General features: G+C 57.2%; 21 protein-coding genes and 7 pseudogenes. 11 read left to right on the top strand and 17 right to left on the bottom strand.

The window, feature by feature from the left end; all coding sequences use genetic code 11:
* Positions 1-41 precede the first annotated feature (41 nt).
* From QMO82_RS05075 to QMO82_RS05050, 6 genes are all read right to left on the bottom strand, one after another.
* A complete protein-coding gene (locus QMO82_RS05075; RefSeq protein ID WP_008534334.1) occupies positions 42-1,208 on the bottom strand; it encodes an ABC transporter substrate-binding protein in 1,167 nt (388 codons plus the stop codon).
* A gap of 25 nt (positions 1,209-1,233) precedes the next feature.
* Entirely contained in the window at positions 1,234-2,130 is an 897-nt protein-coding gene (locus QMO82_RS05070; RefSeq protein WP_004668623.1) for an alpha/beta fold hydrolase, read from the bottom strand.
* Positions 2,127-2,510 carry a hypothetical protein gene (locus QMO82_RS05065; protein WP_004668622.1) on the bottom strand — a complete coding sequence of 128 codons (384 nt, stop codon included), beginning with the start codon at positions 2,508-2,510 and terminating at the stop codon, positions 2,127-2,129. Before QMO82_RS05065 ends, QMO82_RS05070 begins: the two co-directional genes overlap by 4 nt.
* 77 nt (positions 2,511-2,587) lie before the next feature.
* Positions 2,588-3,016, bottom strand: coding sequence for a carboxymuconolactone decarboxylase family protein (locus QMO82_RS05060; RefSeq protein WP_004668619.1), 429 nt, complete (start codon positions 3,014-3,016; stop codon positions 2,588-2,590).
* 77 nt (positions 3,017-3,093) lie between these two features.
* Positions 3,094-3,978 carry an NAD(P)-dependent oxidoreductase gene (locus QMO82_RS05055; protein ID WP_004668614.1) on the bottom strand — a complete coding sequence of 295 codons (885 nt, stop codon included), beginning with the start codon at positions 3,976-3,978 and terminating at the stop codon, positions 3,094-3,096.
* Positions 3,979-4,290: 312 nt separating this feature from the next.
* A complete protein-coding gene (locus QMO82_RS05050) occupies positions 4,291-4,971 on the bottom strand; it encodes a GntR family transcriptional regulator (RefSeq protein ID WP_004668612.1) in 681 nt (226 codons plus the stop codon).
* Between the two features lie 590 nt (positions 4,972-5,561).
* Here QMO82_RS05050 and QMO82_RS05045 point away from each other — a divergent pair.
* Both QMO82_RS05045 and QMO82_RS05040 read left to right on the top strand, forming a co-directional pair.
* A pseudogene (locus QMO82_RS05045) lies at positions 5,562-5,885 on the top strand (hypothetical protein).
* A 160-nt stretch (positions 5,886-6,045) separates the two neighbouring features.
* Positions 6,046-6,371: pseudogene (locus QMO82_RS05040) on the top strand (HipA domain-containing protein); the annotation flags it as partial.
* Between the two features lie 223 nt (positions 6,372-6,594).
* Here QMO82_RS05040 and QMO82_RS05035 read toward each other — a convergent pair.
* From QMO82_RS05035 to QMO82_RS05005, 7 genes and pseudogenes are all read right to left on the bottom strand, one after another.
* Positions 6,595-8,439 carry a DUF3141 domain-containing protein gene (locus QMO82_RS05035; RefSeq protein WP_245279715.1) on the bottom strand — a complete coding sequence of 615 codons (1,845 nt, stop codon included), beginning with the start codon at positions 8,437-8,439 and terminating at the stop codon, positions 6,595-6,597.
* Positions 8,333-8,986, bottom strand: a complete 654-nt coding sequence (locus QMO82_RS05030; RefSeq protein ID WP_245279716.1) for a DUF3141 domain-containing protein — start codon at positions 8,984-8,986, stop codon at positions 8,333-8,335. The genes QMO82_RS05035 and QMO82_RS05030 overlap by 107 nt, the downstream gene beginning before the upstream one ends.
* A 399-nt stretch (positions 8,987-9,385) precedes the next feature.
* Positions 9,386-9,582 (bottom strand): annotated as a pseudogene (locus QMO82_RS05025) (IS21 family transposase); the annotation flags it as partial.
* Between the two features lie 65 nt (positions 9,583-9,647).
* Complete coding sequence (locus QMO82_RS05020) at positions 9,648-11,177, bottom strand: hypothetical protein (RefSeq protein WP_032984914.1); 1,530 nt, start codon at positions 11,175-11,177, stop codon at positions 9,648-9,650.
* A gap of 482 nt (positions 11,178-11,659) precedes the next feature.
* Positions 11,660-12,115: a hypothetical protein gene (locus tag QMO82_RS05015; protein ID WP_011053334.1), complete on the bottom strand. Its 456-nt coding sequence runs from the start codon at positions 12,113-12,115 to the stop codon at positions 11,660-11,662.
* Between the two features lie 31 nt (positions 12,116-12,146).
* Positions 12,147-13,976 (bottom strand): tyrosinase family protein, encoded by a 1,830-nt coding sequence (locus QMO82_RS05010; protein ID WP_011053333.1) that lies wholly within the window; start codon positions 13,974-13,976, stop codon positions 12,147-12,149.
* Positions 13,977-14,425: 449 nt separating this feature from the next.
* A pseudogene (locus QMO82_RS05005) lies at positions 14,426-15,579 on the bottom strand (IS256 family transposase).
* 251 nt (positions 15,580-15,830) lie between these two features.
* On the opposite strand from QMO82_RS05005, the pseudogene QMO82_RS05000 reads away from it, so the two are divergent.
* The 4 genes and pseudogenes from QMO82_RS05000 to QMO82_RS04985 form a co-directional block, all read left to right on the top strand.
* Positions 15,831-15,955: pseudogene (locus tag QMO82_RS05000) on the top strand (IS481 family transposase); the annotation flags it as partial.
* Between the two features lie 876 nt (positions 15,956-16,831).
* Entirely contained in the window at positions 16,832-17,965 is a 1,134-nt protein-coding gene (locus QMO82_RS04995; protein ID WP_011053330.1) for a phosphoribosyltransferase domain-containing protein, read from the top strand.
* Between the two features lie 114 nt (positions 17,966-18,079).
* Entirely contained in the window at positions 18,080-19,180 is a 1,101-nt protein-coding gene (locus tag QMO82_RS04990) for a cysteine protease StiP domain-containing protein (RefSeq protein ID WP_004675992.1), read from the top strand.
* Positions 19,181-19,338: 158 nt separating this feature from the next.
* Positions 19,339-20,088, top strand: a complete 750-nt coding sequence (locus QMO82_RS04985; RefSeq protein ID WP_004675991.1) for a hypothetical protein — start codon at positions 19,339-19,341, stop codon at positions 20,086-20,088.
* Between the two features lie 270 nt (positions 20,089-20,358).
* On the opposite strand, the pseudogene QMO82_RS33760 reads toward QMO82_RS04985, so the two are convergent.
* Positions 20,359-20,697: pseudogene (locus QMO82_RS33760) on the bottom strand (DUF4334 domain-containing protein); the annotation flags it as partial.
* Between the two features lie 14 nt (positions 20,698-20,711).
* Here QMO82_RS33760 and QMO82_RS04975 point away from each other — a divergent pair.
* Positions 20,712-20,829 (top strand): annotated as a pseudogene (locus QMO82_RS04975) (DNA polymerase IV); the annotation flags it as partial.
* Between the two features lie 204 nt (positions 20,830-21,033).
* Complete coding sequence (locus QMO82_RS04970; protein ID WP_018447059.1) at positions 21,034-21,291, top strand: hypothetical protein; 258 nt, start codon at positions 21,034-21,036, stop codon at positions 21,289-21,291.
* On the opposite strand, the gene QMO82_RS04965 is transcribed toward QMO82_RS04970, so the two are convergent.
* Complete coding sequence (locus QMO82_RS04965; RefSeq protein WP_008534295.1) at positions 21,288-21,671, bottom strand: hypothetical protein; 384 nt, start codon at positions 21,669-21,671, stop codon at positions 21,288-21,290. The genes QMO82_RS04970 and QMO82_RS04965 overlap by 4 nt on opposite strands.
* Before the next feature lie 459 nt (positions 21,672-22,130).
* Here QMO82_RS04965 and QMO82_RS04960 point away from each other — a divergent pair, with 459 nt between their 5' ends.
* Positions 22,131-22,628, top strand: coding sequence for a helix-turn-helix domain-containing protein (locus tag QMO82_RS04960; protein WP_029875506.1), 498 nt, complete (start codon positions 22,131-22,133; stop codon positions 22,626-22,628).
* Positions 22,629-22,632: 4 nt separating this feature from the next.
* Here the strand turns inward: QMO82_RS04960 and QMO82_RS04955 are convergent, their stop codons facing one another.
* Both QMO82_RS04955 and QMO82_RS04950 read right to left on the bottom strand, forming a co-directional pair.
* On the bottom strand, positions 22,633-23,046 hold the full coding sequence (locus QMO82_RS04955; protein WP_008534291.1) for a hypothetical protein: 414 nt from the start codon (positions 23,044-23,046) through the stop codon (positions 22,633-22,635).
* Between the two features lie 9 nt (positions 23,047-23,055).
* Complete coding sequence (locus tag QMO82_RS04950; protein ID WP_008534289.1) at positions 23,056-23,604, bottom strand: hypothetical protein; 549 nt, start codon at positions 23,602-23,604, stop codon at positions 23,056-23,058.
* A 253-nt stretch (positions 23,605-23,857) separates the two neighbouring features.
* On the opposite strand from QMO82_RS04950, the gene QMO82_RS04945 reads away from it, so the two are divergent.
* Together QMO82_RS04945 and QMO82_RS04940 are read left to right on the top strand one after the other, a co-directional pair.
* Positions 23,858-24,016 (top strand): hypothetical protein, encoded by a 159-nt coding sequence (locus QMO82_RS04945; RefSeq protein WP_004672595.1) that lies wholly within the window; start codon positions 23,858-23,860, stop codon positions 24,014-24,016.
* A 169-nt stretch (positions 24,017-24,185) separates the two neighbouring features.
* Complete coding sequence (locus QMO82_RS04940; RefSeq protein ID WP_225881490.1) at positions 24,186-25,073, top strand: hypothetical protein; 888 nt, start codon at positions 24,186-24,188, stop codon at positions 25,071-25,073.

Here is a 25,073-nt window from a genome sequence, read left to right as displayed (position 1 = left end):
AAACTTCTGTCCGGTGGCAAGACCCACCGGGCAGAACAGTTTCACTTCGACACAGGCTTCCAGGGATCAGCCGGGCGTTCGAAGTAGTCTGCAGCAATCGCAGCAGGAAACCACCCGTCCGCCTTGGGCTCCACGAAGTCTGTCGAGTTCAAGTCGCAATCTTCTGGTATCGCCGCGCGGACTTCATCGATGGTGTAAGGCAAGACGGGTCGAAGGAAGGACTGAACCTTAGGGCCTTGTCCCTCCAATGTGCGGAGCATGATCTCCCACATCTGTTGCATCTCGCGACGCGGCGGCCAAATATGGAAACTCCTGTCCACAAACTCGGGGTTCTTGCGCCAGTAGCACGCGGCGGAAGCTTCCCCCCCGAGAGTAATCGGGATCATGTCTCGACCTGACTGCAGCATTGCGTTGAGAACGCCGTTCTCTTGGGCCCCCTGCGTGAGGATCCCATCAATCTTCGTCGGGTTCGTCGCAAGAAACTTCTGAACTTCGACCTGGGCCACCTGGTCGGTCCACTTCCCTGCAACTTCACCGACGATCTTTATGTCGGGGTACTTAGCAAGTGCTTCCTTAGCCGCTTTGTCAAAGCTGTCCGAAGAAGCGAAACCGGGAATACCAGAAACGAGAAGGATATTGCCCTTCTTTCCTATTTTTTCCGCCAGCCACGTCGCCATCTCGGCACCGCCCTGCGCGTGATTGGCCGCGCCATTGATGGCGTATGGCGACGTCACGTAGCCCGAAAATGAGAACACCGGCACACCGGCTTTGTAGGCATATTCGATCGTCTGATTAAGAGCCGTGACGTTCGAGCAGCAGATGATGATTGCATCGACGCCTTCGTCCACCATTTGACGCATCTGCTGGATCTGAACGGCGTCTTTAAGATCCGACTGGGTGACCACGACATCAGACACCAGGCCCGCAGCCTTTGATCGCGGTAAAAGATCGCTCATGACCGCATCGAGAGCTGCGGCTCGCCAGGTGTTGCCAGCGTAGCTGCTTGCATAGCCGATCTTCCACGGAGGACCCTTTTTGGGCTTGAAGTCTTTGTAGGCGCTCGCCCCCAATGGAATCTGCGGATCTACAGTTTCATAGATCTTCTTTTCTGTAGCCGGTAGCTGATCGACACCATCCGCGTAAGCGGTTGTCGCCAGGGCGCTAACCGAGATCAGCGCCCCAAGTGTGACATTCAGAATGCACCTCATTGAAGTTCTCCTCCCGAGAAAAGGATCAGGCAACCTTAGACCGGGCTGCTGATGACTGTTGGATCTCCTCAAGAATCGGCAACAGATACTTCCGGAACTCGCTATAGTCCTCAGTAACGGGAAAATGTCCGAGCTTTTCCATTGTCCAAAACTTGGAGCCTTTGACCAGGTCTGCAGCAATCTTGGTATCGGCCGGGGACGTGTTTGGATCGTATTCGCCCGTGAGGAAGTATAGCATACATTTCGACGTATCGATTTTGCTGGCTTCTTCTGGCGACACATCGTGGTCGTAGTAGTAGTAATAAAGATCACCCGCGAAGATTCCCGGTCCACCGCAGCTGTATTCCCACTGGATTTCACGGACATTCGCTTCTGGCGAGTACGGTGAGATATTCAGCATCATCGCCGCACCGATGGAGGTGCGATTGACGTTTGGATTGTCGAACTCCCTGCGGATGCCAGCCATACCGACGTCGACGTACTCCGCCGCCGAGCGCAACGCACCTTCGACCGAGATCGTGGCGCGGAAGTTGTCCGGATAGTTCGATGCCAGGTCGATCGCGAGATGGCCGCCCATGGAGCTGCCCAAATAAACGGGGCGGTCTAGGTCGAGCGCTTTTGAGAGTTCGAGCTGGAAGTCCATCATGAACTTCTTGGTCATGTTGTATTCCTTCTCCCACCAGCGAACGCCGTAGGGGGGAAGGGACTTGCCGTGATACGGCAGATCGAACGCGATGACGCGAAAATTTTTCGTCACGTCGGAATCGCAAAGCATATGACGGTATTGGCGACCGTCGGACCCTGCCGTATGACCGACGAGAAGCGGAATCCCCTGGCCCGCTTCTTCGTAATAGACGCGGTACTCGATACCTTCTACGGTGAGATAGAGATAACGGCCGATAATGGGGTCAAACTTGGTCATGCTGCTGCTCCTTCAGAACGGGCATTGCGCATCAGGGTGGTCATGCGGTTGAGAGCAGGCAGATACGCGAAGGTTTCGTTGTTACTGCTAAGGTAGAGGCCATGCTTGATGTTTGATGACTGCAAGCACTGATAAAACGGCAAGGGTTTGTGCTGAAGCAGCGCCTCCCACTGTGAACCGGTCCCGCGTATGACGATAGTGCACTTGTCGTCGTCGTATTCGGCCTCTTCCACCTTTAGCAACGTACCGTCCTCGAAATGAAGCGCTACACTGCGGGTAGGGAAATCGCATTTTAATATACCGTTAAGATAACGAGTTTCGCGCTTGAACTCGAAATCCTCCCGCACGAATTCTATGAATTTCTTGAGATCTATCGCCATTTTAGGCTCCTCCCTTGTTGATAAGCGCTGAGAACTCCGCGCATGTTGTACATGCCCCCTCACGGGACAGCACATTCTCAAATGCCCATTTCGGTGAATACTTCCTGGGCATGCCTGAAACTGTCGATGCCTGCTGGCACACCAACGTAGATAGCCACCTGAAGGAAGATCTCCTGGATCTCCTGTTTCGTAACACCGTTGTTGATGGCGCCGCGGATGTGGCCTCTGAGCTCGTGCGGTCGGTTTAAAACCGCTATCATTCCAAGGTTGAGGATCGATCGAGCGCGACGGTCGAGGCCAGGTCGGTTCCAGATATTGTCCCAACAATACTCGGTGACGAGTTCCTGCATCGGCCAGGTGAAGTCGGTCGCCTTTCCGAGGGCCGCATCAACGTAAGCGTCCCCCATCACCTGCCGACGAGTAGCAAGTCCGCGCTTGAACTGCTCCGATGGAGCTGTTCGCTCGCCGGCCTTAGACCCCTTATCTTTCCTGTCCAAAGTGGCCATTGGGTTTCGCTCCCTTCATCATATTTGACAGATTATCAGACAATTTTCAACTGTCAGTTTGGCGTAGTTTTTCGCGGTCAGGCCTGATCTTTCACGAACTGCGCAATTTTCGTATGGTCGACATCGGGGCCTAAAGCATGCCGAGCAGCATCCCAGGCATCAGCGGTACCGGCCAATGTCGGCAGCTGGAGATTGAGCGCCTTCGACAAGTCCGCTGCAATCCTAATGTCTTTCGCCATAAGCCCCAAAGCAAAACCAGAGCCAAAAGTCTCCGAGAGGATGAACTGCTTCATCTTCACTTCTGTTGCGTTGTTCTTGCCAGACGACGAGTTGAGAATATCGACGATCGTTCTAGGATCGAGACCAAACGTTCGGCCAAGAAGAACGCCTTCGATAGCTGCCAGAACCCCGGCTCCCGATACGAAATTGTTGATGGCTTTCATGGCGTGCCCTGAGCCGATCGGGCCTGTCCTAAAAATCTGGCCGCCCATGGCGCACAGGATGGGATCAGCTTGATCGATATCGTCAGAAGCACCGCCTGCCATGATAGTAAGAGAGCCTTCGACGGCTCGCTTCACTCCGCCTGACACGGGAGCATCGACCAGCCGCAAGCCCTTCTGATGCAAGCGCTCTGCGAGCTCACGAGTATCATTGGGCGCCGATGAGCTCATGTCGATGACAAGCGCGTCAGCACTCAGGGATTGCCAGGCCCCATCCTTGAAGAGCGCGTCTTGAACAACCTTGCCGTTGGGAAGCATGGTAACCGCAACATCGGCCCCATTGAATGCTTCCGCTACCGTCTCTGCCGGAACGCCGCCGACGGCCGCGAACCTTTCCCTAGCCTCGGCCGATAGATCAAAGCCAGTGACTTCGAATTGAGCCGACAACAGATGTTGTGCCATCGGCCCGCCCATTGCGCCGAGACCAATAAAGGCGACGCGCAGATTTTTTCGTGGTGACAACGTCCCGCTCCCGAATGTGAGGCAAGCACAATCAGCTACCTCCGTTAGTGAGGAGTAGTTAACGACCTATCAGACAATCTGTCAATCGGAAAATTCATGCTTGGGCCGGCGCGCCCTCGCTACGACGCCAATTTTGCCGTCGCTTCTTCAATCACCTCACTTAAAATGACGTGCAAGCAGCACCCATCTTATCGTCCGATGGACACCAGAGAGGTTGTTGCGTTGTCAAAAGCACCGTGCCTGAAGGATTTAATTACACCCGGCCACCTCCAGCATCAGACAATCTGTCAATTTTCGGAAAATCTTATGGCATCAGCCTGAGGTGTTGTTGCGCAGGTACTCGAGTGCGACTTTCGCAGCCATATCAATGTGGTGCTTACAAGCGGCCGCAGCCCTGGGTCCGTTGCGATTTTGGATCGCTTCGGCAATCTCTTTGATTTCTGCAATGCTATGTTTGAGGCGCCCCGGTTGTGTCATCGAAGTCATGCGCAGAAGATTGATCCGGTTGTGCAGCGATGTTAGCATTTGCCTGACGAAGACGTTTTTGCTGCCATCCATCAAGCAGTCATAGAAGGCGTTTTTGGCAGCGATGAGCCTGTGTCCCACGCCGCTTTCCGCCGACGCTTCGAATTCTCTAACGGCATCTTGCAAAGTGGCAATATCTTCCGCCGTTCCATTTTCGGCGAACTGCTGACCAGCAAACCCCTCGAGCAGCGCGCGGACGGTGTAGAGCTGAGCGGCCTCCTCATAGGTTATGATACTGACAACTGGACCCTTGTGGGGGAAGCTTGTGATCAATCCCTCTGCCTCAAGCTGCCGAAGCGCTTCACGGACGGACGTGCGACCCACGCCGATCATTTCGCAAAGCTCGCGCTCGACGAGCCTTTGCCCCGGCTTGAACTTGCCCGTCGCAATAGCCTGTCTGAGCCTTTCTTCGACTTGCACTCGAAGAGAGGCATTTTGCCGAGCGACCTGCAGCTCCACATCTACCATGATCAATGTCCTACGTAGCACTAATGAATTTGAGCTAAATATATGGCTGCTTCGCGGGGAACTTTCAATCAGATTGTCTGATGAGCGGTCATTAGCAACTATTCTCGAGGATTGAGCCCGCTGTGTAGAGGTCGGCTTCCCGATCCATGAGGAACCGATCGGTTGGCGCGCCATAAGTGGAAATTCTAGTCCAAATGGCCTAGTTCAATTGGTGTCCTGATGGCCGACAATGTCCGCCCGCCGATTTCTCAAAACCAGCCACGTTGCGACCCTGATCGACGAGGTGTCCACGGTCACCGACACCACCGCATCTTCCAGGAGCACCCGTTCGACTAACGGCCGGGTGCAGCTTGGCAATCGGCAAAAGCCGCATCAGCAGACGATAGTGGTTCCGATCGCGCCTCCGGTCCGGAGGCGGCATCGATCTTGAGCGCCTCAAGATCCGCCATCTTTCTTCGCCTGCCAGCCTGGCTCGTACTTGCGCTATCCGCAATTCCCATTCTAACCACTTTTCTCTCTGACCATCTCTCTTGAAAAATTGTAACCTTCGTGCTACATATCTAGTGCAATCTGTAGTGCGAAGGTGACAAATTCCGACACCTCACAACCCTCCGGGTGCGGCGCGCGTTGCGCAAACTGGGCGCAGACATCCACGTCGACGTCGCCGCCTGCCTATGGCGGTAGTAGCCGAACGTGCCTTCACCTCACGCTCAACGCTTCAAAAGATCGAGGCCGGCGACACCAATGTCAGCATCGGCATCTATGCAGGCGTCCTCCAGGCACTCGGCCTGCTAGATGGGCTGAGCCAAGTCGCCGACATCGGTGACGACAGCGTCGGCCAGTCTCTGGCCAATGCAGAGTTGCCCAAGCACGCTCACCCAAGGCGATCACCGGGATCGTCACGCGATGGCTGATTTCGAAGTTCATCTCGACCTTCACGGCCGCACACGTCCCATCTGGCCCGGAGCAATCGCGCCCGTGGTGCCGAAACAATCGTGTTTGAGTATGATCGTGCCTGGCTCGAGGACCCGGGCCGCTTCTCGCTGCAGCCCGCTCTAGCTCTGAGCTGGGGAGAAAAATCACGGCTTTCTGTGGCTCAATAAAGCCAGCTGGTCGTTGTCCCCTGCCTATGACCTCAATCCAGTGCCTACGGATGTCAAGGCGCGCGCGCTGACGACAAACATTGATCTTGATGAAGGCACCTGCTCCCTTGACCTGCTGGAAGAACCTGCAGGGCTCTACGCCCTAACGCTCGCCGAGGCTCGCGCGATCATTAAGGAAGTCGCGACACCGCAAGGTGGCGCGAGACCGCCAAGGCGGTCGGTGCGCGGTCAGCCGAGATCAACCGTATGGCCAGTGCGTTCGATCACGATGATTTGCAGCGAGCGCCAGCCCTATGACGAGAGCCTTCCTCCACAGTTTCAATCCGCCCTCTGCCGGCCCGATCACTGAACCGGATTACGGCATCGTTGCGTTGTAAAGGACGGATGTCCAATGGCAATTTTCCGATCTGCGGTCCTGGCTGGATTTGCGATGGAATTGTTTCAAGCGCCTCCGTGACCAACGAGCGAAAACCAATAATTATGTGATTCGGTGAGATCGAGACGCTACTCTACGAACAAACTATGTCACTGCCAGCGGATCCTCAATCACATCGACGATCGATGGCTGGCCAAGCACGTCCGCGAAGCGCTGTAGCATGGCAACAGTACTCGATGACATCTCCGCCCTGGAGCCCGGGATATAGCAAGCGGCTGCATAAGCGAGTTGCCGTTGCCTCGGTTCCGTTAGCAACAGCGGCAGCGTCTCGATTGCTTGCTCCGGCTCAAAGGTGACGATAGCCGTCTGCACGCGAGTGATTTCGGCCAAATGATCAGCGCTTAGTGAGCGGAAGGGCTCGTCCTCGGTCAGCACCCGTGACCAGCGCGCCAGGCGGTCGCGTCGGATCCCGCCACGATCGCTCACCAGGAGTACGACCATACGGATGATGGCATCGGCGAGTCCGCCGATCGCGATCCTCCTGAGCGCATTGGCGATGTCCGGCTGCCATCTCATATCGTCAAGTGTCGTCCCTTTGCGGTATGCTTCGTGGGGATTGTCAAAATATCGCTGCCAGGGGTTGTTCCAGATCATGTGAAACGCGAGCTCATAACCCATGTCGCGCCAGTCGCGCATGACCACGATCGCCTGTTCGACAGCCTTGAAATAGAGCGCTTCCGCAGCCAGGAAAGGATTTTCCGCTGCTGCGTTCGCCCGGGAGTTCCGTACCTGCTCTGAAATTGACTTATAGCCAACCATGATCGGATTCTGAGAAGACAGCAGCGATCGCTCCAGCCGCTTTGGATGGAACATTCGGCTGGCGTCTGCTGAGATGTCTGTGACCGCGGCCTGCACAAAGGGGCGGGCAACTGTGTGATAGATCTGCGCTTGCAGTTCAGAGACGCGGGCGACGGCAGCGAAGGGACCTCCATCGTCATGGCCGTCGTTAAACTCACGGATATTCTCGAAGGTGCGCTCGATCAGTTCAACACTATAGCTCTTGTGTCCAGCATCTTCTTGAATGTCCGTGATGCGCATCTCGTAAAGGCCAGGCAACAACGCCTCAATTGCCTCGAGCGTGCTTGCAACCTCATTGTATTCTTTGTTGATTACTCTCGAGGAAACGAATGTACCGAGGTGACCGACGTCGTTGTGTACCATATAAATAATGTGCTGGCCGAGAAGGCGGATTTCCTCCTCGTTGTCATAGATTTCGGGGATCCAATTCAGCGCCTGCTGCGGCGGCGTTACATTGTCGCCATGACTGGCAAATATGATAATAGGCGCCCTGATCTTCTTAAGGTCGAAATGCCGCCGGTCCGGCTCCCCATACGCCTTGTTGTGCGCCAGTCGATTACCAACAAAGAGGTGCTCAACTATCCAGCGGATCTCGTCTCCCCGCATCAGGCAGAAGCCGCCCCACCACTTCTCAGCCTTAAGGAAGGCTTCGCTCGCCGCATCCACATCTCGGAACAGTTCGACATACTTCATGAATAACTGGCGCTCGGGATTGAGCGTTTCGAAATTCTGTACGAGATGGGCGCCGTCGAAGATGCCTCCGCCCAGATCTGACAAAAACATGGTTATCCAAGCTCCCCCGAAGAGGCCCGCCATGTAGCGGAGGGTATTTTCGCCGATATTTCCCGAGGTAGGTGTCACCGGCGATCCGTTGAGGATGATCGGGCCAGCTAAGTCGAGATTTGTCGCAACCATCAGAAGGGTAGCCCAGCCAGCTTGGCAGTTGCCGACTACGACTGGAAGGCGGGCAAGCGGATGCAGGCGCATGACCTCACGAACAAAGGCCGCTTCCGCATACGTGACATTAGAGAGATACTGCCCCCCCCTCTGGCTCTCGGCGGAAGGACACCAAATAAACCGGGTGACCTTCCCGGAACGCCACGCCGACCTGGCTGTCTTCTTTGTGGCCACCGACGCCGGGACTATGTCCGGCGCGCGGGCAAATGATTATGAAGGGGCGCTTCGTGTCATCGACGTTAACACCTTGGGGCGGGATCATTCGAAGTAACACGTAATTGGATTTCAAGGGCAGATCGTTTCCATCCATAACTGTCTCGTAGTCGCAGAAGAAAACCGGCGGACAGCCTGCCGCTTCATGTTCGAGGAAGATGTCGCCGCGCTGTCGGAGAAGATCCATGCACAATATGGCGCGCTCACTAGCGTCGCGCAGGTATTCCGCCCAAGCGTGGCCCAAATTCCCATTGCCGTGCACCTCGCGTAGACTCTCGGCAAGACGTTCGGCCTCAGTAAAGAGCTTTCCCTGGCGGGTAGAGTGGGTGTCGCACATGACTTGCACGCGGCGCAATAAGGCAACCTGCAGAATTTTAGCGGTTTCAGCGCCCGCTGCCGCCAAGCGTTGGAACATCGGGAATAGACTTTGGGTCACTTGGCTGTCCAGTTCCGTGGATGGCGCTTCAATCCACCGGAGCGGGTTTAGAGATGTAAGAATATCCGCCATCGTTTCAACTCCTCTATGGTTATGATCCCGTACGCATACATACGTGCCAGATCGATCGTGCTTCCGTCTGGCGAGGTGCTCGGTAGGCAATGCCGACGCCTAGGAAAGCAGTTTGACGACTTCCGACCCCAACGAGTTACCGCCGCATTCATCCCCTGCAATGTCTATGCCAAGCACTGGGTCAGCCAGCTACGCCGGGAGAGGGGGCAGCAAGCTCGTCGCCAGGGAAAGCCACACAAAGTCTTCATTCAGCCTGGATCAGCAGTTTCTCCCAGCTCGTTGGAGACTATCGGAGGACAGGAGGTGATGGATTCGCCTGCGGTGTGGGATCCCACCAACTAGGATGTTTCAGCGGCCGTCCGCGTGGCTTTGGTTGGGGCTAAGGCTGGTGGTGGCACGGTTATAGACGATGCCTTCTGTCTGACGCTCACCGATGACGGCAGTCTTCATCCGGTCGCAAAGCACTCCCGCGGAGCGCCGCCGAGAGCCTCGAAGGCCGCGATGTGGAAACGCAGGCCGGTCATCTGATGCATGACGAAGCGTGCCCAGATGGGACGGCTATGACCCGGCACTATCGTGAACAGCCAGATGATCCTCGGCGCCAGTTAAAGTGCCGACCGCGTGACACCGCCATTTTCGCTGGCGTTAGTGTTGGTCAGGTTTACAGCAGATCACCGATAACAGTGGACAGGTTAAACGGAACGATTCCGATCTCACCACGCGGCATCCTGTCGAGCAAGTCGACCGTGCGGGCAAAGGTTTCGACTTGCTGAAAGGCGTAATCAGGGTCGAGCCGGTCCAAGCCTCCGCCCGGCAAGACCTGGCAAAGATAGTCCGGTATCGGACAGCTTGATATCGTCGGAATTCCTGATGCGTATAATGGCTGTCCTTCGCCCAACATCACCTGCGCCGCCGCTGGGGCGACTATCAGCGCGCGTACCTTTTTGCGCCCGCGTGCGGCAGCGATGTACACGTCACTCATCGACTTATTACTGGTATAGATCAAATCGAGTTCCGGCTTCCCGGTGGGCGCGGGGTGCCCTTTTGCAAAGTCATCTCGCCACTCGGTACATCCAAGATGCTCAATCGTAGCTCCTGCAACGGCTTTAGCATGGCCGGGTTTGCCGTCCCACAATTCTGGATGCATTTCGAGCCAGGTCGCCGTCGCCTGATTCCCGTGGCGGCCGAACTGGGGAAGCTGGAAATGACCCGTGACGAGTACGAAGACGAGGCTCCGGTTGCGGGCAGATTTCGGTAGCGAGGAGAAATAATGCGCCAGAGCGAGTACCCCAGCACCGCCGTTCTCTTCGCACGCATTAGGTCCATCGGTGTGGGTGTTGATGATGATTGTCTCAAGCAGGTTGCAGCCCGGCAAAACCGCATAAATCGTATCGGTCGCAACGTCTTCCAACGTGCCATCCAAGGTCAGGCGACCGCTCAAACCGTGCTTGCTCGCGGCTTTGATCCGCTCTCCTTCAGATTGCGCCACCCATATTGCAGGTAAGCCCCAATACGGTGTGGTGAATGGCAGCACCTGCCCCTTCAACTGCACTTCCGAGACGCCTTCGAAAATGCAAACGACGGCTAAAACCCCTGCTTCACGCGCCTTGTCGATCGGTACGCCAAGCAAACCGGTGATAAGCGGCGTGGTTACGGCTTTGGGAAAGTCTATGCCTTCCGGCAGGCTGCCGCGTCGATTGGTCACCAGTTCGAGGAATGCCGCCAGATCCCGACGCTTTACCGTCACCACCGCAATTTTGCTGCGGGCTTTCTCAAACGCCTGAACCCGACCGTTGAAAAGAACCATCTTACCCGAGATACCGCCGGGAGGTGTAAGCCCGGAATACGGGAACGGCGCCGCTACCTCAATTACTTCACCATTTGACAGTTTGAACGCGGTGGTTCGTGGCATCCACCGGCGCATCGTGAGTTGATCGCGCTTCACCTCAAGGCCCATCCCTCTCAACTCACCAGCAAGATAATCGATTGCCCGTGCTTGCGCCGGGCTGCCGGTCAATCGGGGGCCGAAACTGTTGAGCCTTTTGATCCAACTCCAAAGTTTCCGCTGATCAGGGAGTGCGGGGATGGACGGCTTTCGCTGCTCACTGAATCCGGTGCTGGGAAAAGCCGGGAATACGATCCCGGCGAGAAGAGCAGTGAGCCCAACAGTCGAAAAATCTCTTCGTTTCAAGACTAACCTCCGCGCCTCTCTATCACGAATGGAAGCGATACCTATGGCCGCACGCCGCCCGTGTCCTTGCAAATCCAGTGCCATTAAAAGCACACGTCTAATCTTCAGTTTTGAATTGAACGCGCAGTCTGAATCGGTTTTGGACCGCGTGCGAAGTCAATGCAGCTTTCGGACAGACTCCGCGCAAGCATCTGAAGTGGTTGAAGAGTCACTTTACTGATCTAGGAACGCGTCGTTGGTTCAATGCCTTTAAGAGCGACTTTATCTTGAGCCTAGTCTCGGGTCGGCCAAAAACCTTTGCCTGCTTGCAGACGACCATCAGTCGCCGAATGCAGCGGCAAGACTGTAAACTGTTGACCACGATAGGCGCTGCGCGTTGGACCTTTGTCACAACAACCTATCAAAACCCTCTATTTTATCCGGCGGACTTTCATTGCCGCCAAGGTTCTGGAGCTAGCGGCAAATCAGCCCCGACTGCCAATCTATTCAATGCTAGCGTCGCTGATAGTGATGCTGGCGCCCGAACCGCCGCCTGTTTGAGGCTCCAGCCGGATAATGACGGTCTGTGGCTGACGGCAAGACGGGTCATCGGGCAAGGGAAACCCAAATCGTTGAGGCTTTGCCCCGTCCAATACCGAAAACGCCTTGTTCGGAAAAATACCAAACCTACCAATTTCGCGAACGTTACTGCCGCAGTCAAGCGAAACGACCGTCGTCACTGGTCCTGAAGTCGACGGTTCATAACCAGTGACAGTAAGGACGACCCGCGCACTGGTATCAACCGATGAGTGGACTGCTCTGCTCGATATGGTTATCGTCGCGGGCTTACTGGTCGTTGCCCGCATGTCGCTCTCGTTAGCTTGAACCGGGCTGACGATGCGCAGCATCGATAATGCCGCCGCACGAATAGCGATAAGCACCCAACGATGATAGCGCATCGATGTCTCCACAACCCAGCCAGTCCGGATGTTAGGCGGACACTATGGCTATTTCTAGCTTTGCGGGCTCTACGGCGCCGGGTTTGCCCGCTCCCGATCCGACAGGAATGAGCTGCAGGTCGATGGCCTCGCCATCCGTCTGCCCCCTTCCGCCGTAAACCCGCTGGATCGCGTCCGTCAGATCGAGGACGAAGGATGGTTTGCGATGATGGTCGCCGTCATGACCGAGAACGGCGAAAGAACCGACGTAATGGGGATCGGTGACGGGCGTATCGGCCTTAAGGTCGTTCTTGCCGAGAAACACCCGAACGCTGGTCGTGCTGGCACTGGTGATCTCGACATCGCGCAGGAATGCCAGCACACGAGGAGCGGAGGCCGCCTGCTCCTGTGCCGCGCCGAAATCCATTGTATCCATGCCGGATGGCAGAGGCGGTTGGCGGACGATCTCCTGCAATGCGCCCGCCGGGATCTTGATCGGCAGCGAAAGCGGCACGTTTTCCGTTGCCGCCTTGCTGTTGTCCGTGGAGGTGGTCGTCACGCCGGCGATTGCAGCATCGGTCGCCGTCGCCGCGATCACGGACGTGAGTTTATCGTTCAGGGCCAGCGTTTTGGCGCTCGCCGCCGCGACCTTGAAGTAGGTCCGGAAACCATAATTGTATCCGAGTTCCTCTGGAACATAAAGGTCAGAGACCTTCGGGGACCAGAAGTTGCCGTCGACATCGTAGAAATTGTCGGTGAACGGCATGTCGGCCCAGAGTCGATCCGTGCTGTTGGCGTTGCGCAAATTCCAGGTCGCCCAGATGCGGTCGATGTTGCAATGATGCATGAAGAAGATCGGATCGCGGGGCGACGACATTTCCGGCATCCAGCCACCGATATTGTTGTGCACCTGATTGTGCGGTGTGTATTCCAGCGCCCCCTGCGTGCCGCTGCTGGTGGTGACCCAGGAAGGATCGAGTGAGTTCTGTCCCTCGGGGCGGGTGGTGCCGAAGACCTCGTATGGCTTCGCCGTTAGGATGGTGTTGAGAACCTGTGGCCCAACTATATTGTCCGGCATCGGCTGCGTGATTGGCCAGGTGCGCGACGAAACATAAAGTGGATTGTCCTTGCCGTCGGGCGTCTTTTGCATTGTGAACACTTCGGGCAGGTACGGATTGTCGGTCCAGTCCCAGAACGGCATAGCGAAATCGTTGTTCTTGGTCACGTGCCGAACGATGCGCTCGTACATAGCCGTATAGGCCCTGTGCCACGGCAGGAAATACCAGTTGCCATGCGGGCAGTATTTGACGACGTCACCGCTGCCGTGAATTTTCGAGAGGTTGACCCAGTTGAATTTGTCGCTGGCGGGAAGGGCGTTGAGAAGGCGCACTGCGTCGCGATAGGTCTCGATGATCGGGTCGTTCCAGGCCAAGCCCTGCAGTGAGCGCCGCCAAGGGATTGACGGTATCTGCGCGAAGGCTTTTGTCCCCGGTAGGCCGCTGGCGAGCAGGCCTGCTGCAATGACGCCACCCTGAACGATGACATGTCTGCGTGTGATGCTCATCTTACTCTCCCTTGGATTTGAATTGTCCTTCGCCAAGATTAATGCCGCTTTTAGGCCGGTTCCGCGCCGTCTGGGCGCGGGAGCAGTGGGCAATTCGCACCACCATAGAGCTTGCGTTGGCTCTTTCTGAGTTTCGGTGAATCGGCGGCACGAGAAATGAAGCAAGCGACGTGCCACTCGAAAATGCAGCGTAAAATGCGAGCTAAAAACGCTACTACCGATCGTATTCCTGCATTCCAGTTGGAATCCAGATTCCGGAAAACTTAGTATCGCATTCCATGATCGTTCGAGCGACGGCTTGCCGACCAGCCACGGCAAGCACGTTCGGTTGCGAAAACCTCAAATGATCAAGCTGAAACAGTTGTTCAGACCGGTGAGAGGGCCCAAGATGCTGAAAACGCCCTGTGCGACGATAGAGAAGCACGCATCTCGAACAGGCTTTCCCTATCGGACCCCCAGCAATGACGGAGCCGTAGCCCGCTCGCTCTCAAATTCAAAGCTGCGAAGCAGGCACCACTCCGTGGCTTGACGGGTGCGTAGAGCAGAGCGGGACAAACCGATTGTCGTGATCTCGACAAATGCGACAAAGGGCGGCGGCTGTCCGACATTTGCGAGAATAGCGGCGGGAACTCCGCGCGGGAACAACGGGCTCACCAAGTGATCCCACTTTCAGTCCCATTGTGCCCACTCATTCGGGCTTACTGTCGGACCCTATCGAGACCTCGCCGCAGCTGCGAAGCCCCACTCATATCCGTTTGAATTTGGCATCAAGGCTTGACGCTTGCCGTCCACACGGGGCAATTCGGGCAGTGTATTAGCCTGCTGTCCCGCTCGTTTCCTGACCCGACATCACAGCGGGGCAGGCTGATTTGGGGATCATCGCTCATTTGGGCCATGGTCTCAAGCGTCATATACCTGGCGCGTTGAACGGCCCATTCATCATTCTGTTCGAGCAGCAATGCACCGACGAGACGGACGATGGCTTCGTCGTTCGGAAAGATGCCGACGACCTCGGTGCGTCGCTTGATTTCGCCGTTGAGACGCTCAATTGGATTCGTCGAGTGCAGCTTTGCCCGGTGCTCTTTGGGGAAGGTCATGTAGGCGAGCACGTCCTCTTCAGCGTCGTCCATGATGGTGGCAAGCTTCGGCACTTTCGGCCTGATTTGATCGGCGACACTGCGCCATTGTGCGCTTGCTGCCTCCGGGGTCTCCTGGGCAAAGGCCGTCGCGATGAAGGCGGATACGACCCGCCTGCCGCTCTTTCCAGCATGCGCGAGCACGTTCCTCATGAAGTGAACCCGGCACCTTTGCCAAGTGGCATTGAGAACCTTGGAAACGGCGGCCTTGATGCCCTCATGTGCATCAGAGACAACCAACTTCACCCCGCGTAGACCGCGGCGCGTTAGCCTGCGCAGGAATTCCGTCCAGATCGGTTCGGCCTCCGAGGTGCCAACTTCCATACCCAGGACCTCGCGCCGACCGTCGTTATTGACGCCGACCGCGATAATGACGGCGACTGAGACGATGCGGCCGCCACGCCGGACCTTGAGATAGGTCGCATCCACCACAGGTCGTCGACAGAACGAGTCGAGATTCCCTGGATATACGCTTCCTGGATAACGGCCGTCAGAGCTTTCTCTGCCATGCGGCGCGGTTCAAGGAAGCTCGGAAAGTAGCTGCCTTTGCGCAGCTTCGGAATGCGAAGCTCGACGGTGCCAGCCCGCGTCTCCCAATCGCGGTCACGGTAGCCATTGCGTTGAGTGAGCCGCATGGGGTTCTTCACACCGAAGTCAGCACCCGTGGCCGAGCCGACCTCCAACTCCATCAGCCGCTCGGCGGCAAAGCCAATCATCTCACGCAACAAATCTGCATCGGCACTCTTCTCAACAAGCGAACGCACGTTCATCATGTCATTGGTCATCGGTGATCTTTCCGTCAGGTTGGTCTTGAACAACCCGACCCTAGCGGAAAACACTGATGGCCGCCCGCAAAGCCGATCACCCGCTACAGCGCAACGAGAAGCGCGCGGGCGCTCGGCTTTACTCCCTACCGTCAGCTACACCAGGTGCTGGGACACGATCCGCGTTGCCGGTTGCTCACACCGCGCCACTTGGCGTATTCAAAACCGCCGAGGCTCTAATCGCCGCTGGATGAAAGTTCAGTGGCAGGTCACGCAGGCTCAAGACCCTCAAGGGCCTCACACTACGAGTTCGTCTGCAAGACATAGACTTCGCAGCCTGAACGTTTCACCCTCGATCCGCTCCATGAAAATGCCGGGACTGAACAACGACGGCTGAGTGCAGGCATCAAGACTTAAGTCTGTCGTAAAGCAGACAAAGCGAATACAAACGTGGTGCGAACTGTCGGCTATTGGCTGACACGAAGATGCAGAACCCTCGACGTGCTGGAGGTGCCCCAGGCACCTGCTATCATCGCAGGTTGGGGCCAAGGCTGGCCTGCTCTGATCCCCGGTAGTGGGCGGGGTACACCCTGCCGATTTCAATGAAGCTACGCCTTTTTTCCCGGCTGATCTCGTCCACCGTTCAAAGGCCCAACCGCCACGTCAGCAGCGTTTAGGCGAATATACGCTCCAGCATCTCTCTTAACTGCAGCGCTTCGCCGCCATCTGAGGTTTCGCGACCGCACGCGCTTGCCATGGCAGGTCCCGCAATCCGTCGCCCAAAGCCGTTATGGATGCAATACGAAATTTCCCGGCAATCTGGACATCTGCCGCGTGAGACCTGGAATGCAATATTCGAGTTCTGGTGCCTATTCAGCTCCCATTCGTGCTGCATGTCCGAGTGGCACGTCCCTTGCTTCACTTCATGCTACTGATTCACCGCAGAGAGCGAGGATGAACTGACGTAAACTCTATTTCTATCGCCCCAGTCGCTTTGTCGGAGATGGGTCACGAGCCGCATCGACGGGGCAGGAAGGCCTCAGATCGGGATTTAGCCCCAACGAAGCTGAAACCAGGGAGGCGCTCGGCCGTGCTGGCCTTCGCGCCAAGGGCCGGCGAATTCTCCTGCGATATCGTGGCGCGGATGCACTCTGAGCCTCGAGAGGTAAGTGCTACCCTGCTCGTCAACGAGACGCCATGAGCGTGCGGCGTCACGGAAACATATGGCACGGATTTTTTCCACGGTAAACGTCCGTACTTTCGAAAGCTGGCAATGGTGAATCCTTCAACATACTCTGCGCAACTCGCCGACGGCACTATCTCGGTTCACGTGGATCGAAGCCTTGTACCCCCCATCGAGATGTTCGGCTTCGGGCAGCGAATCAACCCGAACCGCTCGTTTCTGTTTGTTTCCAAGGTTCTTGGTCGATTCCTGCCGATCCGCCCTTCGGTCATGGGAAATGCATTCGACCTCCTTGCACGTCAGATTCCTGCCGATATTCCTGGTCCGGTTTTGTTCATCGGAATAGCCGAAGCGGGCATTGGCCTTGGTGCGGGTGTCCATCGGCGGTTCCGCGAACTCACTGGTCGCGGCGATGCAATATATATCTGCTCCACTCGCCATGATCTTAAACTGCCGCTGCTGTGCGAATTTGAGGAAGAGCATAGCCATGCCCCGCGGCACCTCCTGCACGAACCATGCGAGGCAAGGCTCCGCGACTTGGTTCATGGTGCGACCGGCTTGGTACTCGTTGACGATGAGGCTTCGACAGGTAAGACATTTGCCAACATCTTCGCTGCCCTTCCTGCAAAAATTCGTTTGAAGCTGAAGCACACAGTCCTACTTACGCTTACCGACTGGTCAGAAGGCGCTGCCCGCGCGGAGATCACGGGAACAGTCAGTGAGGCTACTATCGTTTCCGGACGGTACAGTTGGACTCCGCGTGGGGATTTCACGGCAGCTACTCCGCAGGTCCCTTCCTGTGACCGTCCTAAGCGGCCCGAGGTCTGTCCCGACGTCGCTCGAGACTGGGCGCGTCTCGGCGTCGTCGATCACTTGCAGGGTCTCAATGCAAACGCTGCCGATGACGGGATTACCCTCGTACTCGGAACGGGCGAACACGTGTGGCAGCCCTTCCTGCTTGCGGAGCGCTTGGAAAAGGAGGGCGCTGAGGTTTTCTATTCATCCGTGACGCGTTCTCCCCTGTCGAAAGGCCACGCGATCGGTTCAGTACTTTCGTTCTCCGACAACTACGGCGGAACGGTTCCACATTACCTCTACAACGTCGATCCAGCGCTGTACTCGAAAATTATACTCTGCTCGGAGACAGGCCCGGAAAATGTCTGTGCCAGCCTGATGTCCGCACTGGGCGATCCCATTGTCCTTTCAGACGTAGAAGGTGAATGAAGCCGCCTTAGGCCATGCGGTCTGCCGCTTCGAAATCGGCTCACTCGATCGGACATTTCCGCCAGTCCACAGCGACACAACACTGCTGTCGCGTTACCTAAGGACATCACTCCCATGGGGGATACCTATGACAGCATCGCCTCCCCTGCCACACTAGGCTCCTACGCCGAATACGACGTGACGCTCCTTCTCAAGAGAGTGGATATTCAGCCTACTGACACGGCCACGAGGGAAGAGGCCATCCAATCCGGGCGGCGGCATTACTCGGAAATGATTTCCGCCGAGATGGCCCCGACCCGCGAATACATGGAGCTGTTTGCTAAGGCCATGGCCACTGGTGGCCCGCGCATGGGCGCCGAGACGGCACGCCTCGCCCTCGCGATCGTGCAGTCGGTCGAGGGTCCTATTACCCTTGTCAGTTTGGTCCGCGCCGGCGTGCCCTTCGGCATCCTTCTCAAGAGGGCCATCGCCTTACTCGGCCGGGACGTCGGACACTACGGGTTGTCGATCATTCGCGACAAGGGCGTTGACGACGAGGCTATGCGCCACATTCTTGCCAGGCGTCCTGTCGAGAGCATCGTCTTCGTAGATAGCTGGACGGGCAAAGGAGCAATTGCGAACCAACTCGAAAAGAGCTTCAAGGACTACTCAGACCGGCCTGCGCGGCTAGTTGTATTGGCCGACCCCTGCGGCTGCGCATGGCTCGCCGCATCGGGCGACGACTGGCTTATTCCCTCCGGAATGCTAGGATGCACCGTATCCGGGCTTATCAGCCGCTCGATCCTCAACGCTGCCCTCGTCGGTCCCGGTGACTTCCACGCCTGCGTCCAGTGGGATAATCTCGCGGAACACGATATTTCCCGATCATTCGTGGATGGTATGTGGAATGATGTCTCCACTGTGATTGCAACCGAAATCCCGAGCGTCTGGAGTATCGAGACCCGCCGGGCGCATCGCGATGCCGCCGCCGCTGCCGTCGCCTGGGTGATGGGGGAGGACGCCGTAACGAACATCAACCGAGTAAAGCCGGGCATTGCGGAGGCGACCAGAGCCATCCTGCGACGTGTGCCGGAAAAGGTGTACGTCTCGTCGCCAACCGATCCAGAACTCGCGGCCCTCATGTACCTGATCGACAACAAAGGCGTCCCGTATGTCGTCTCCCCTAGAAAGATCGCCCCCTACCGCGCCGTCACGCTGATCCGGCACGTCTCCTAATCTCCACGTATGTCTACTTACGAGCTCGGCGCGCAGGTCAAGGAAACTGAGATGTGACAAATTCCGTATCGTAAAATTCATTGCCAATGGAGAATCCGCGAAAGCTCACATCTGGCAATCGATCAGATATTTAACCAGTCGCATTTTGGAGTACGCATATGAAGCCCATTGCTCTGGTGGACCTCGACGACACCTTGTTTCAAACCAAGAAAAAGATACCGGAGATTGCGGAAGCCGATCTGGTATTGGCGTCCAAATCCATTAATGGAAGCAACTCCTATATGACGAAGATTCAAGCTGCCTTTGTCGAGTGGCTGCTCGTCTCCACGGAGGCCATCCCGGTTACGGCGCGCGGCTCTGAGGCTCTTTCGCGCGTTACGATCGCGTTTGAAAGCTACTCAATCGTATCGAACGGTGCCGTCATCCTCAAAAAGGACGGCAAGCCTGACGCCGAATGGCATGAGGTCGTCGCAAGGGAGCTCCGGCCGCTTGCCGGCTTTTTCGATAAGCTCCTCGATGAGGGCAGGACCAAGGCGAGGGAACTTGGCGTCCACATCCGGTGCTGGTCGGTGATGGAAGCTGATCTCGCGACATATGTTGTCTTCAAAGAGATTGACGGAGACGGCTCACGCCTTGAAGAGATTGTGCCGATCATTCGAGAAAAACGGGGTTGGGTTCGACACCACAACGGCAATAACCTTGCGCTAGTTCCGCCTGCGATCTCAAAACGGGTGGCCTCACAATTTCTGCTCAAAAAGCTTCGGACGGAGCATCCAGGTCGCCCAGTGATCGGCTACGGTGACAGTGTGAGCGACTTCTCCTACCTGTCCCTCTGCGACTGGTGGGGCGCTCCGGGTAACTCTCAAATGACAGACCTTGTCGTTTCCGCTGTTGCGCGTGAGAGATAGGTGACACGCGTACTGCGAACGTGGTGATATGTGAGGAGGGTGCAGGAATGATCCTGCACCTCCAGTCTTTCAGTAGAAACTTCCTATGGGTAAAACGCCGCGCCATATCGCGGTAAGAACCATGGCAAGCGCGGCGAGGATCGCGAGATTCCCGTCGGCTTTTACCACGAGTACGTAGAGCTTGTATTTCAGCATGATATGACCTTTCGATGAGCTCATTAGGAACTGCCGTCTCGACGGTTCGTGCCTTACTTGCGCAGAGCGAAATTTCGCGCCCATGATCCTCTCGGCGTCGATCCGCCGGAAATGGTCGACGATGGGTTGATCGTCATAGACCATGGCCGCGCTCTTGACGCAGCCGAACATCATGGCCTTCAAAGACGCGACCGGGCCCTCGCCCGCAGCCGGCGCTGGAGATAGGAAAACTTGGTTGCTTGCCACACGCGTCCTGTCGATCTTATAAAAACGCAACGTTAGCCGAAGCGGGATCCATTTGGGATCCACGGCAACCAGCCGCCGGTCTCCCGCTCGAAACAGCAGCACATCGGCGCGCATGTCCGGCGTGAACCGTTTGCCGAACCAGCCAAGATCTTCGAGCACACCATCGAACGATGCCCCGTCGATTGGCGACTGTCTATCCATTCAAGCGGCCAGTGCGGCTGCTCGGCGTCACGCTTTCAACGCTGACGACCTCCGATCGGCAATGCACGACCCCAGTCCCAACTTGATCTCGGGCTCTGACGGCCCATCGCCCCGAAATAGAAAAGCCTGCCGCGGGAGGAGGTGCGGCAGGCTTTCCTAAAAGAACCGAACGGCGACCTGGGAGGAGGAGTGCCGCTGTTCCCACAGACGTCCCTTTGGGAGGAGGAGTGGGCCGTCTAAACTTCGAAGCGTTGCGGGAGGAAGCATCGCTTCGATGAAAATAGCAATACTCGGGCCAGCGCCATGAAGCCAGCGTCTATGTTGCACTGCAGCTATGCACCCGCCGCAACAATCGGCAGGACATCGAGCATTCCTACCCCTGATTTTGTCGGCGGCTCTGCCGCTGTTACAGAGTGGAACCGCTACAACGTCAATTTCGATATCGAAAGCCCCAAGAAGGCCGTGACAGTTCGCGGCGGCCCTGCCGTCATGGAAAGTAGCGCCGCTGGAGACGGTGGCCGGCAGCTAAGCTGGATCGGTGCGGTTCGCGACAGTCATTAGGGGACACCCGGTGACAGACAGTATGAAGTGGCAGTCGCTCCCAGAAGCGCAAGATGTTCTGCGGGTATGTTTTCACCGTTAAGACCCGGCTGTACAATCCCGATCCGGTACTCGATGAACTTGCGTCGGGCAGCCTTTCGAAGCGTGGCCAAGTCATTCAGGCTGCCTCGAATGAAACGGGCCCGGCCCTTAAGATGTGATGTTTCTCTCACGGTCAGGTGGTTGATGAGGTTCTTCAAGCTCCATGTCCCCTTCACCCCCTTCTGTGCTTGACCGCAAACGAGGTAAAGATCGTCCGCCCGGCGCCCCATTACTGCCTGCGAGTATTTCAGATGCCAGAGAAGTACGGTGACGGTATCGTCCGTCTCCTCGATCGCCACGACGTCCGCGCTCTCCCAGGTGTCATCGTCATCTCTTCCGGGAGAGTGGGCAGACAATCCTCGCAATGGGCGTTCCGCTGATCGCACCTCCTTTGGTTTTCTGACCACTTTACCGCCCGAAGCGTGACCTCTCGCTTTTGAGGCAAGTGTCCGAGCGTAAAGCGAAGCTATTGAATCTTGTAAAGAATTCGGTTGCGCAGCGGGCGGATTCCCGCTATCTTTTTCGATAGGGCAGTACGCGCTGCCCTGGGGTGTGGAAACCCCTACACGTGGTTGATGCCGGCCGTAACGGCATCACACTCCTTGACCTTCGGTCGAGGAGCCTGTGGCGTATGTCCAGGTTCCTCGGAACTAAAGGCCACAGGACCGTCGTGTACGGTTTCCAACTCCCCGATCAGTGGGTTTAGCGAGTTTTCAGCGGGGGCGCACCGCGTGAAACTCTCCATCGGGGTGTCCACCATGAAGCGCTATGCAGCAGCACAGGTCCGGACTTCGAGGCCTGCGCAAGCCGAACAGTCGAATGTAGCGCGCGAGTTGGTGCATCCAGTTGATCGGCATGTCGGACAGCAAATCCGTATCCGCCGAATGCAGTCGAATGTATCCCTAGGGGATCTCGGCGCCGGCATCGGGGTCAGTTTGCAGCAGGTACAAAAATATGAAAGCGGTAAGAACCGCGTCAGCGCTTCGATGCTCTACGAGCTTGCCAATTGCCTCAAGATCCCTGTTTCGAGGTTTTTCGAAGGTCTTCCAGATCCCGAAACCACTCAGGGCCAGCAAATCATAACAGAGATCGATGAGAAGATTGCCTACATTTCCACGGCGGAGGGACGGCGTCTGATAGACGACGTTTTGCTCCTTTCTCCGCGTGTGCGCAGCCGGGTCGTTGCCCTCGTCAGCTCGATTGTCGATGAAGAGATGGAAGAACAGAAGCCGGTTGGTTCATCTGCTGGTTCTTAGCTCCCTACCGGTCGATTTTCTCCGCTGCTTCAAGCGAAAATTCGACGCGCAATACCGCCTTCTGTGCTCGCGAAAAATCGGCGGCGACGTGTTCTGCCCGCTCTTGCGCGGCGCGCCGGGCGGCTTTGTGTTGCGCAAGCGATAGGCCGGCATCGGCTTCATGGCTGCGCAATACGGATTGTCGCATCAGCGCGTCCTGAAGCTCGGCGGCGGCGATGACACCACTCTTGCGCAATACGTCGACGACAGGATTGCCGGCGGCCCGGCTTGCCGCGATGTCGAGCGCTTCGGAGGCTTTCGTTTCCCGCTCCCGCGCGCTTTCGGCATCCGCCCGCGCCTCGGAGAGGCTGCGGGAAAGATTGTCCGCCCGCAGGCTGCGGATCTGCAGCAACTGCCTGAGAGATTTCAACGCCTTCATATCAGCCGCTCAGGCACCGTTGTTCGTCGTCAGGATTTCCAGCTGGCCGCCCTTGATGACCTTGATGCTGTCGGCTTGCTGCCGGCTCAGCACGTCTTCGACGGCCTTGGTGAAGACGGCGGGCCCGCGCACCAGCACCAAGCCGCTGGCGGGATCTTCACGCAGCGCATCGTCCGGCAGCAGCGGGAACAGCGCGCGAATGGCGTTTTGCTCGGTCTTCCAGCTGCGGCCGCCGCGATCGAGGACAACGGTGGAGACCTCCTGCTTCGGCGCGATGATGATGCGGCTGCCGTCATAGGCGACGAAGAGATTGCTGGCATCGCCAAGCTTGACAAAGGCCTTGGCTCCGCTTTCCCGGACGGACCAGTGCTCGACCTTGCCGCTCAGCGTCCCGACTGTCGTGACCGGGATGCCGGACATGAAGGACAGCGTCTGGACGACATCGCCAAGCGGCAGGGAGACGACATCCAGGCGCACCTCCCGCTCGCTGGCGCCGGCCGGTGGAGGAAAGGAGGCCAGCAGTCCGATAGCGGCCATGTAAACAAAACGCGCAAACATCTGAGTTTACCTCACGATCCGGATATCGCCCGACAACTAATGAACGAATGAAGGCAGGGCTGCGAAATCCAATCTATTAATAATTATCTGATCTACTGTTGCAGATCATCGGTCCGCTGGGAACAGGACGGATATCCATTTCGCGCATTTGTTGTACATATCGCGAATTAATAACTTTTTAACATAAGCTATTGAATTCGATCTTGAATTCTGCAAGGCTCTGGCCGCCAAAACCATGCAAGGAGTTCAAGACATGGCTAGTACTTCGACACTTGATGCGGGCATCGGCTCGGCGATTTCCGCCTTCAAGTCGGCCCAGAACGAAGCGACCGAGCAGAGCCTGAAGGTTGCAACCGAAATCACCAAGATCAACGGCGTCGCAAACGCCATCAAGAAGATCGGCCCAGGCTGATTGAAACAATGGCGAGACGGGTTCGCCCGTCTCGCTTCCCCGCTCTCGAAGACAATAAAAGCCGCTCGACGGACGGTTCGGGAACAAGATGGTTATGGATCTAGATTCCTCTTCGCCGACATTCAGAGGTAACGCCGGCAACGCTGCGTCAGGCAGCGGCGGACCGGTCTTGCGCATCACGCGTGCCGGGCGCAGCTCCAATCTGCCGCTGACGGCGGAGCGGCAGGTGGTCGGCGGCAGCGCCGATTGCGACCTGATCATCCTCGGCGCCAAACCAGAACCCGCCTTTACCATCAGTTTGCAGCGCTCCCGCGGCTCCGACACGGTGTCGTTGACCGCGCTGCGGGATGACGTCGTGATCAACGGTCGTTCCATCCCACGCGATCGGACGATGACCCTTACGAAGAGGCAGACCATCTCCTTCGACGGCACGGCCTGCGAACTCGAAGGTCTCGGCGCCGGGCGCGTGCGGTTCGCGCCACGCCGGATTGCGGCTGCCGGCCTTCTCGGGCTGGCGGCGTTGCTTTTGCTGGCCGGGCTTTACAACAGCGATGCGCCGGCTCACGAAGCCCCGCTCGTCAGGGTTTCCGCCGCGCCGGAACCGGCGCCGTCATCGGCGGCAATTGCTGCCGAAATCCGCCAGGTCATTCGTATGGCTCAGCTTCCCCAAGATCTGAGCATCGTCGCCACCGCCGACGAGATTCGCATCGGCGAAGGATCGCGCCCTCTCTGCCTGCCCGACAAGGCCAAGCTGCGCAGCATCATCGCCTCGATGAGCCGGCGCGGTTCCGTTTCCATCGTCGATCTCACCGCCCTCTCTTCCGGTCTCGACGGCTTCGTCGCCGCCGCCGGCTATACGCCCGTCAGATTCATCATCGGCTCCGACGGCCGCCGCTACGAGGAAGGCGATGTCGTTTCGAGCGGCTGGCGGATCAAGGAGATCGGCAAAGACCAGATGACCGTTTCCCGCGACAGTGAGGACGATACGGTCAATTTCGCCCCCGCCGGCAGTGCCGAGCCGAAGCTCGCCGAAATTTCCAGCAGCGAACAAGAATAG

Origin of the sequence: Rhizobium sp. BT04, from assembly GCF_030053135.1 — a bacterium.
Lineage (GTDB): Bacteria > Pseudomonadota > Alphaproteobacteria > Rhizobiales > Rhizobiaceae > Rhizobium > Rhizobium binxianense.
This window is presented reverse-complemented; position numbering and strand designations above follow the sequence as displayed.

Excerpts from the sequence above, each read along its gene's own strand:
- QMO82_RS05075 (WP_008534334.1), bottom strand. The coding sequence starts at position 1,208 with ATGAGGTGCATTCTGAATGTCACACTTGGGGCGCTGATCTCGGTTAGC.
- QMO82_RS05070 (WP_004668623.1), bottom strand. The coding sequence starts at position 2,130 with ATGACCAAGTTTGACCCCATTATCGGCCGTTATCTCTATCTCACCGTA.
- QMO82_RS05065 (WP_004668622.1), bottom strand. The coding sequence starts at position 2,510 with ATGGCGATAGATCTCAAGAAATTCATAGAATTCGTGCGGGAGGATTTC.
- QMO82_RS05060 (WP_004668619.1), bottom strand. The coding sequence starts at position 3,016 with ATGGCCACTTTGGACAGGAAAGATAAGGGGTCTAAGGCCGGCGAGCGA.
- QMO82_RS05050 (WP_004668612.1), bottom strand. The coding sequence starts at position 4,971 with ATGGTAGATGTGGAGCTGCAGGTCGCTCGGCAAAATGCCTCTCTTCGA.
- QMO82_RS05030 (WP_245279716.1), bottom strand. The coding sequence starts at position 8,986 with ATGGCGGATATTCTTACATCTCTAAACCCGCTCCGGTGGATTGAAGCG.
- QMO82_RS05015 (WP_011053334.1), bottom strand. The coding sequence starts at position 12,115 with ATGCGCTATCATCGTTGGGTGCTTATCGCTATTCGTGCGGCGGCATTA.
- QMO82_RS04995 (WP_011053330.1), top strand. The coding sequence starts at position 16,832 with ATGGTGAATCCTTCAACATACTCTGCGCAACTCGCCGACGGCACTATC.
- QMO82_RS04990 (WP_004675992.1), top strand. The coding sequence starts at position 18,080 with ATGGGGGATACCTATGACAGCATCGCCTCCCCTGCCACACTAGGCTCC.
- QMO82_RS04985 (WP_004675991.1), top strand. The coding sequence starts at position 19,339 with ATGAAGCCCATTGCTCTGGTGGACCTCGACGACACCTTGTTTCAAACC.
- QMO82_RS04970 (WP_018447059.1), top strand. The coding sequence starts at position 21,034 with ATGAAGCCAGCGTCTATGTTGCACTGCAGCTATGCACCCGCCGCAACA.
- QMO82_RS04960 (WP_029875506.1), top strand. The coding sequence starts at position 22,131 with ATGAAGCGCTATGCAGCAGCACAGGTCCGGACTTCGAGGCCTGCGCAA.
- QMO82_RS04955 (WP_008534291.1), bottom strand. The coding sequence starts at position 23,046 with ATGAAGGCGTTGAAATCTCTCAGGCAGTTGCTGCAGATCCGCAGCCTG.
- QMO82_RS04950 (WP_008534289.1), bottom strand. The coding sequence starts at position 23,604 with ATGTTTGCGCGTTTTGTTTACATGGCCGCTATCGGACTGCTGGCCTCC.
- QMO82_RS04945 (WP_004672595.1), top strand. The coding sequence starts at position 23,858 with ATGGCTAGTACTTCGACACTTGATGCGGGCATCGGCTCGGCGATTTCC.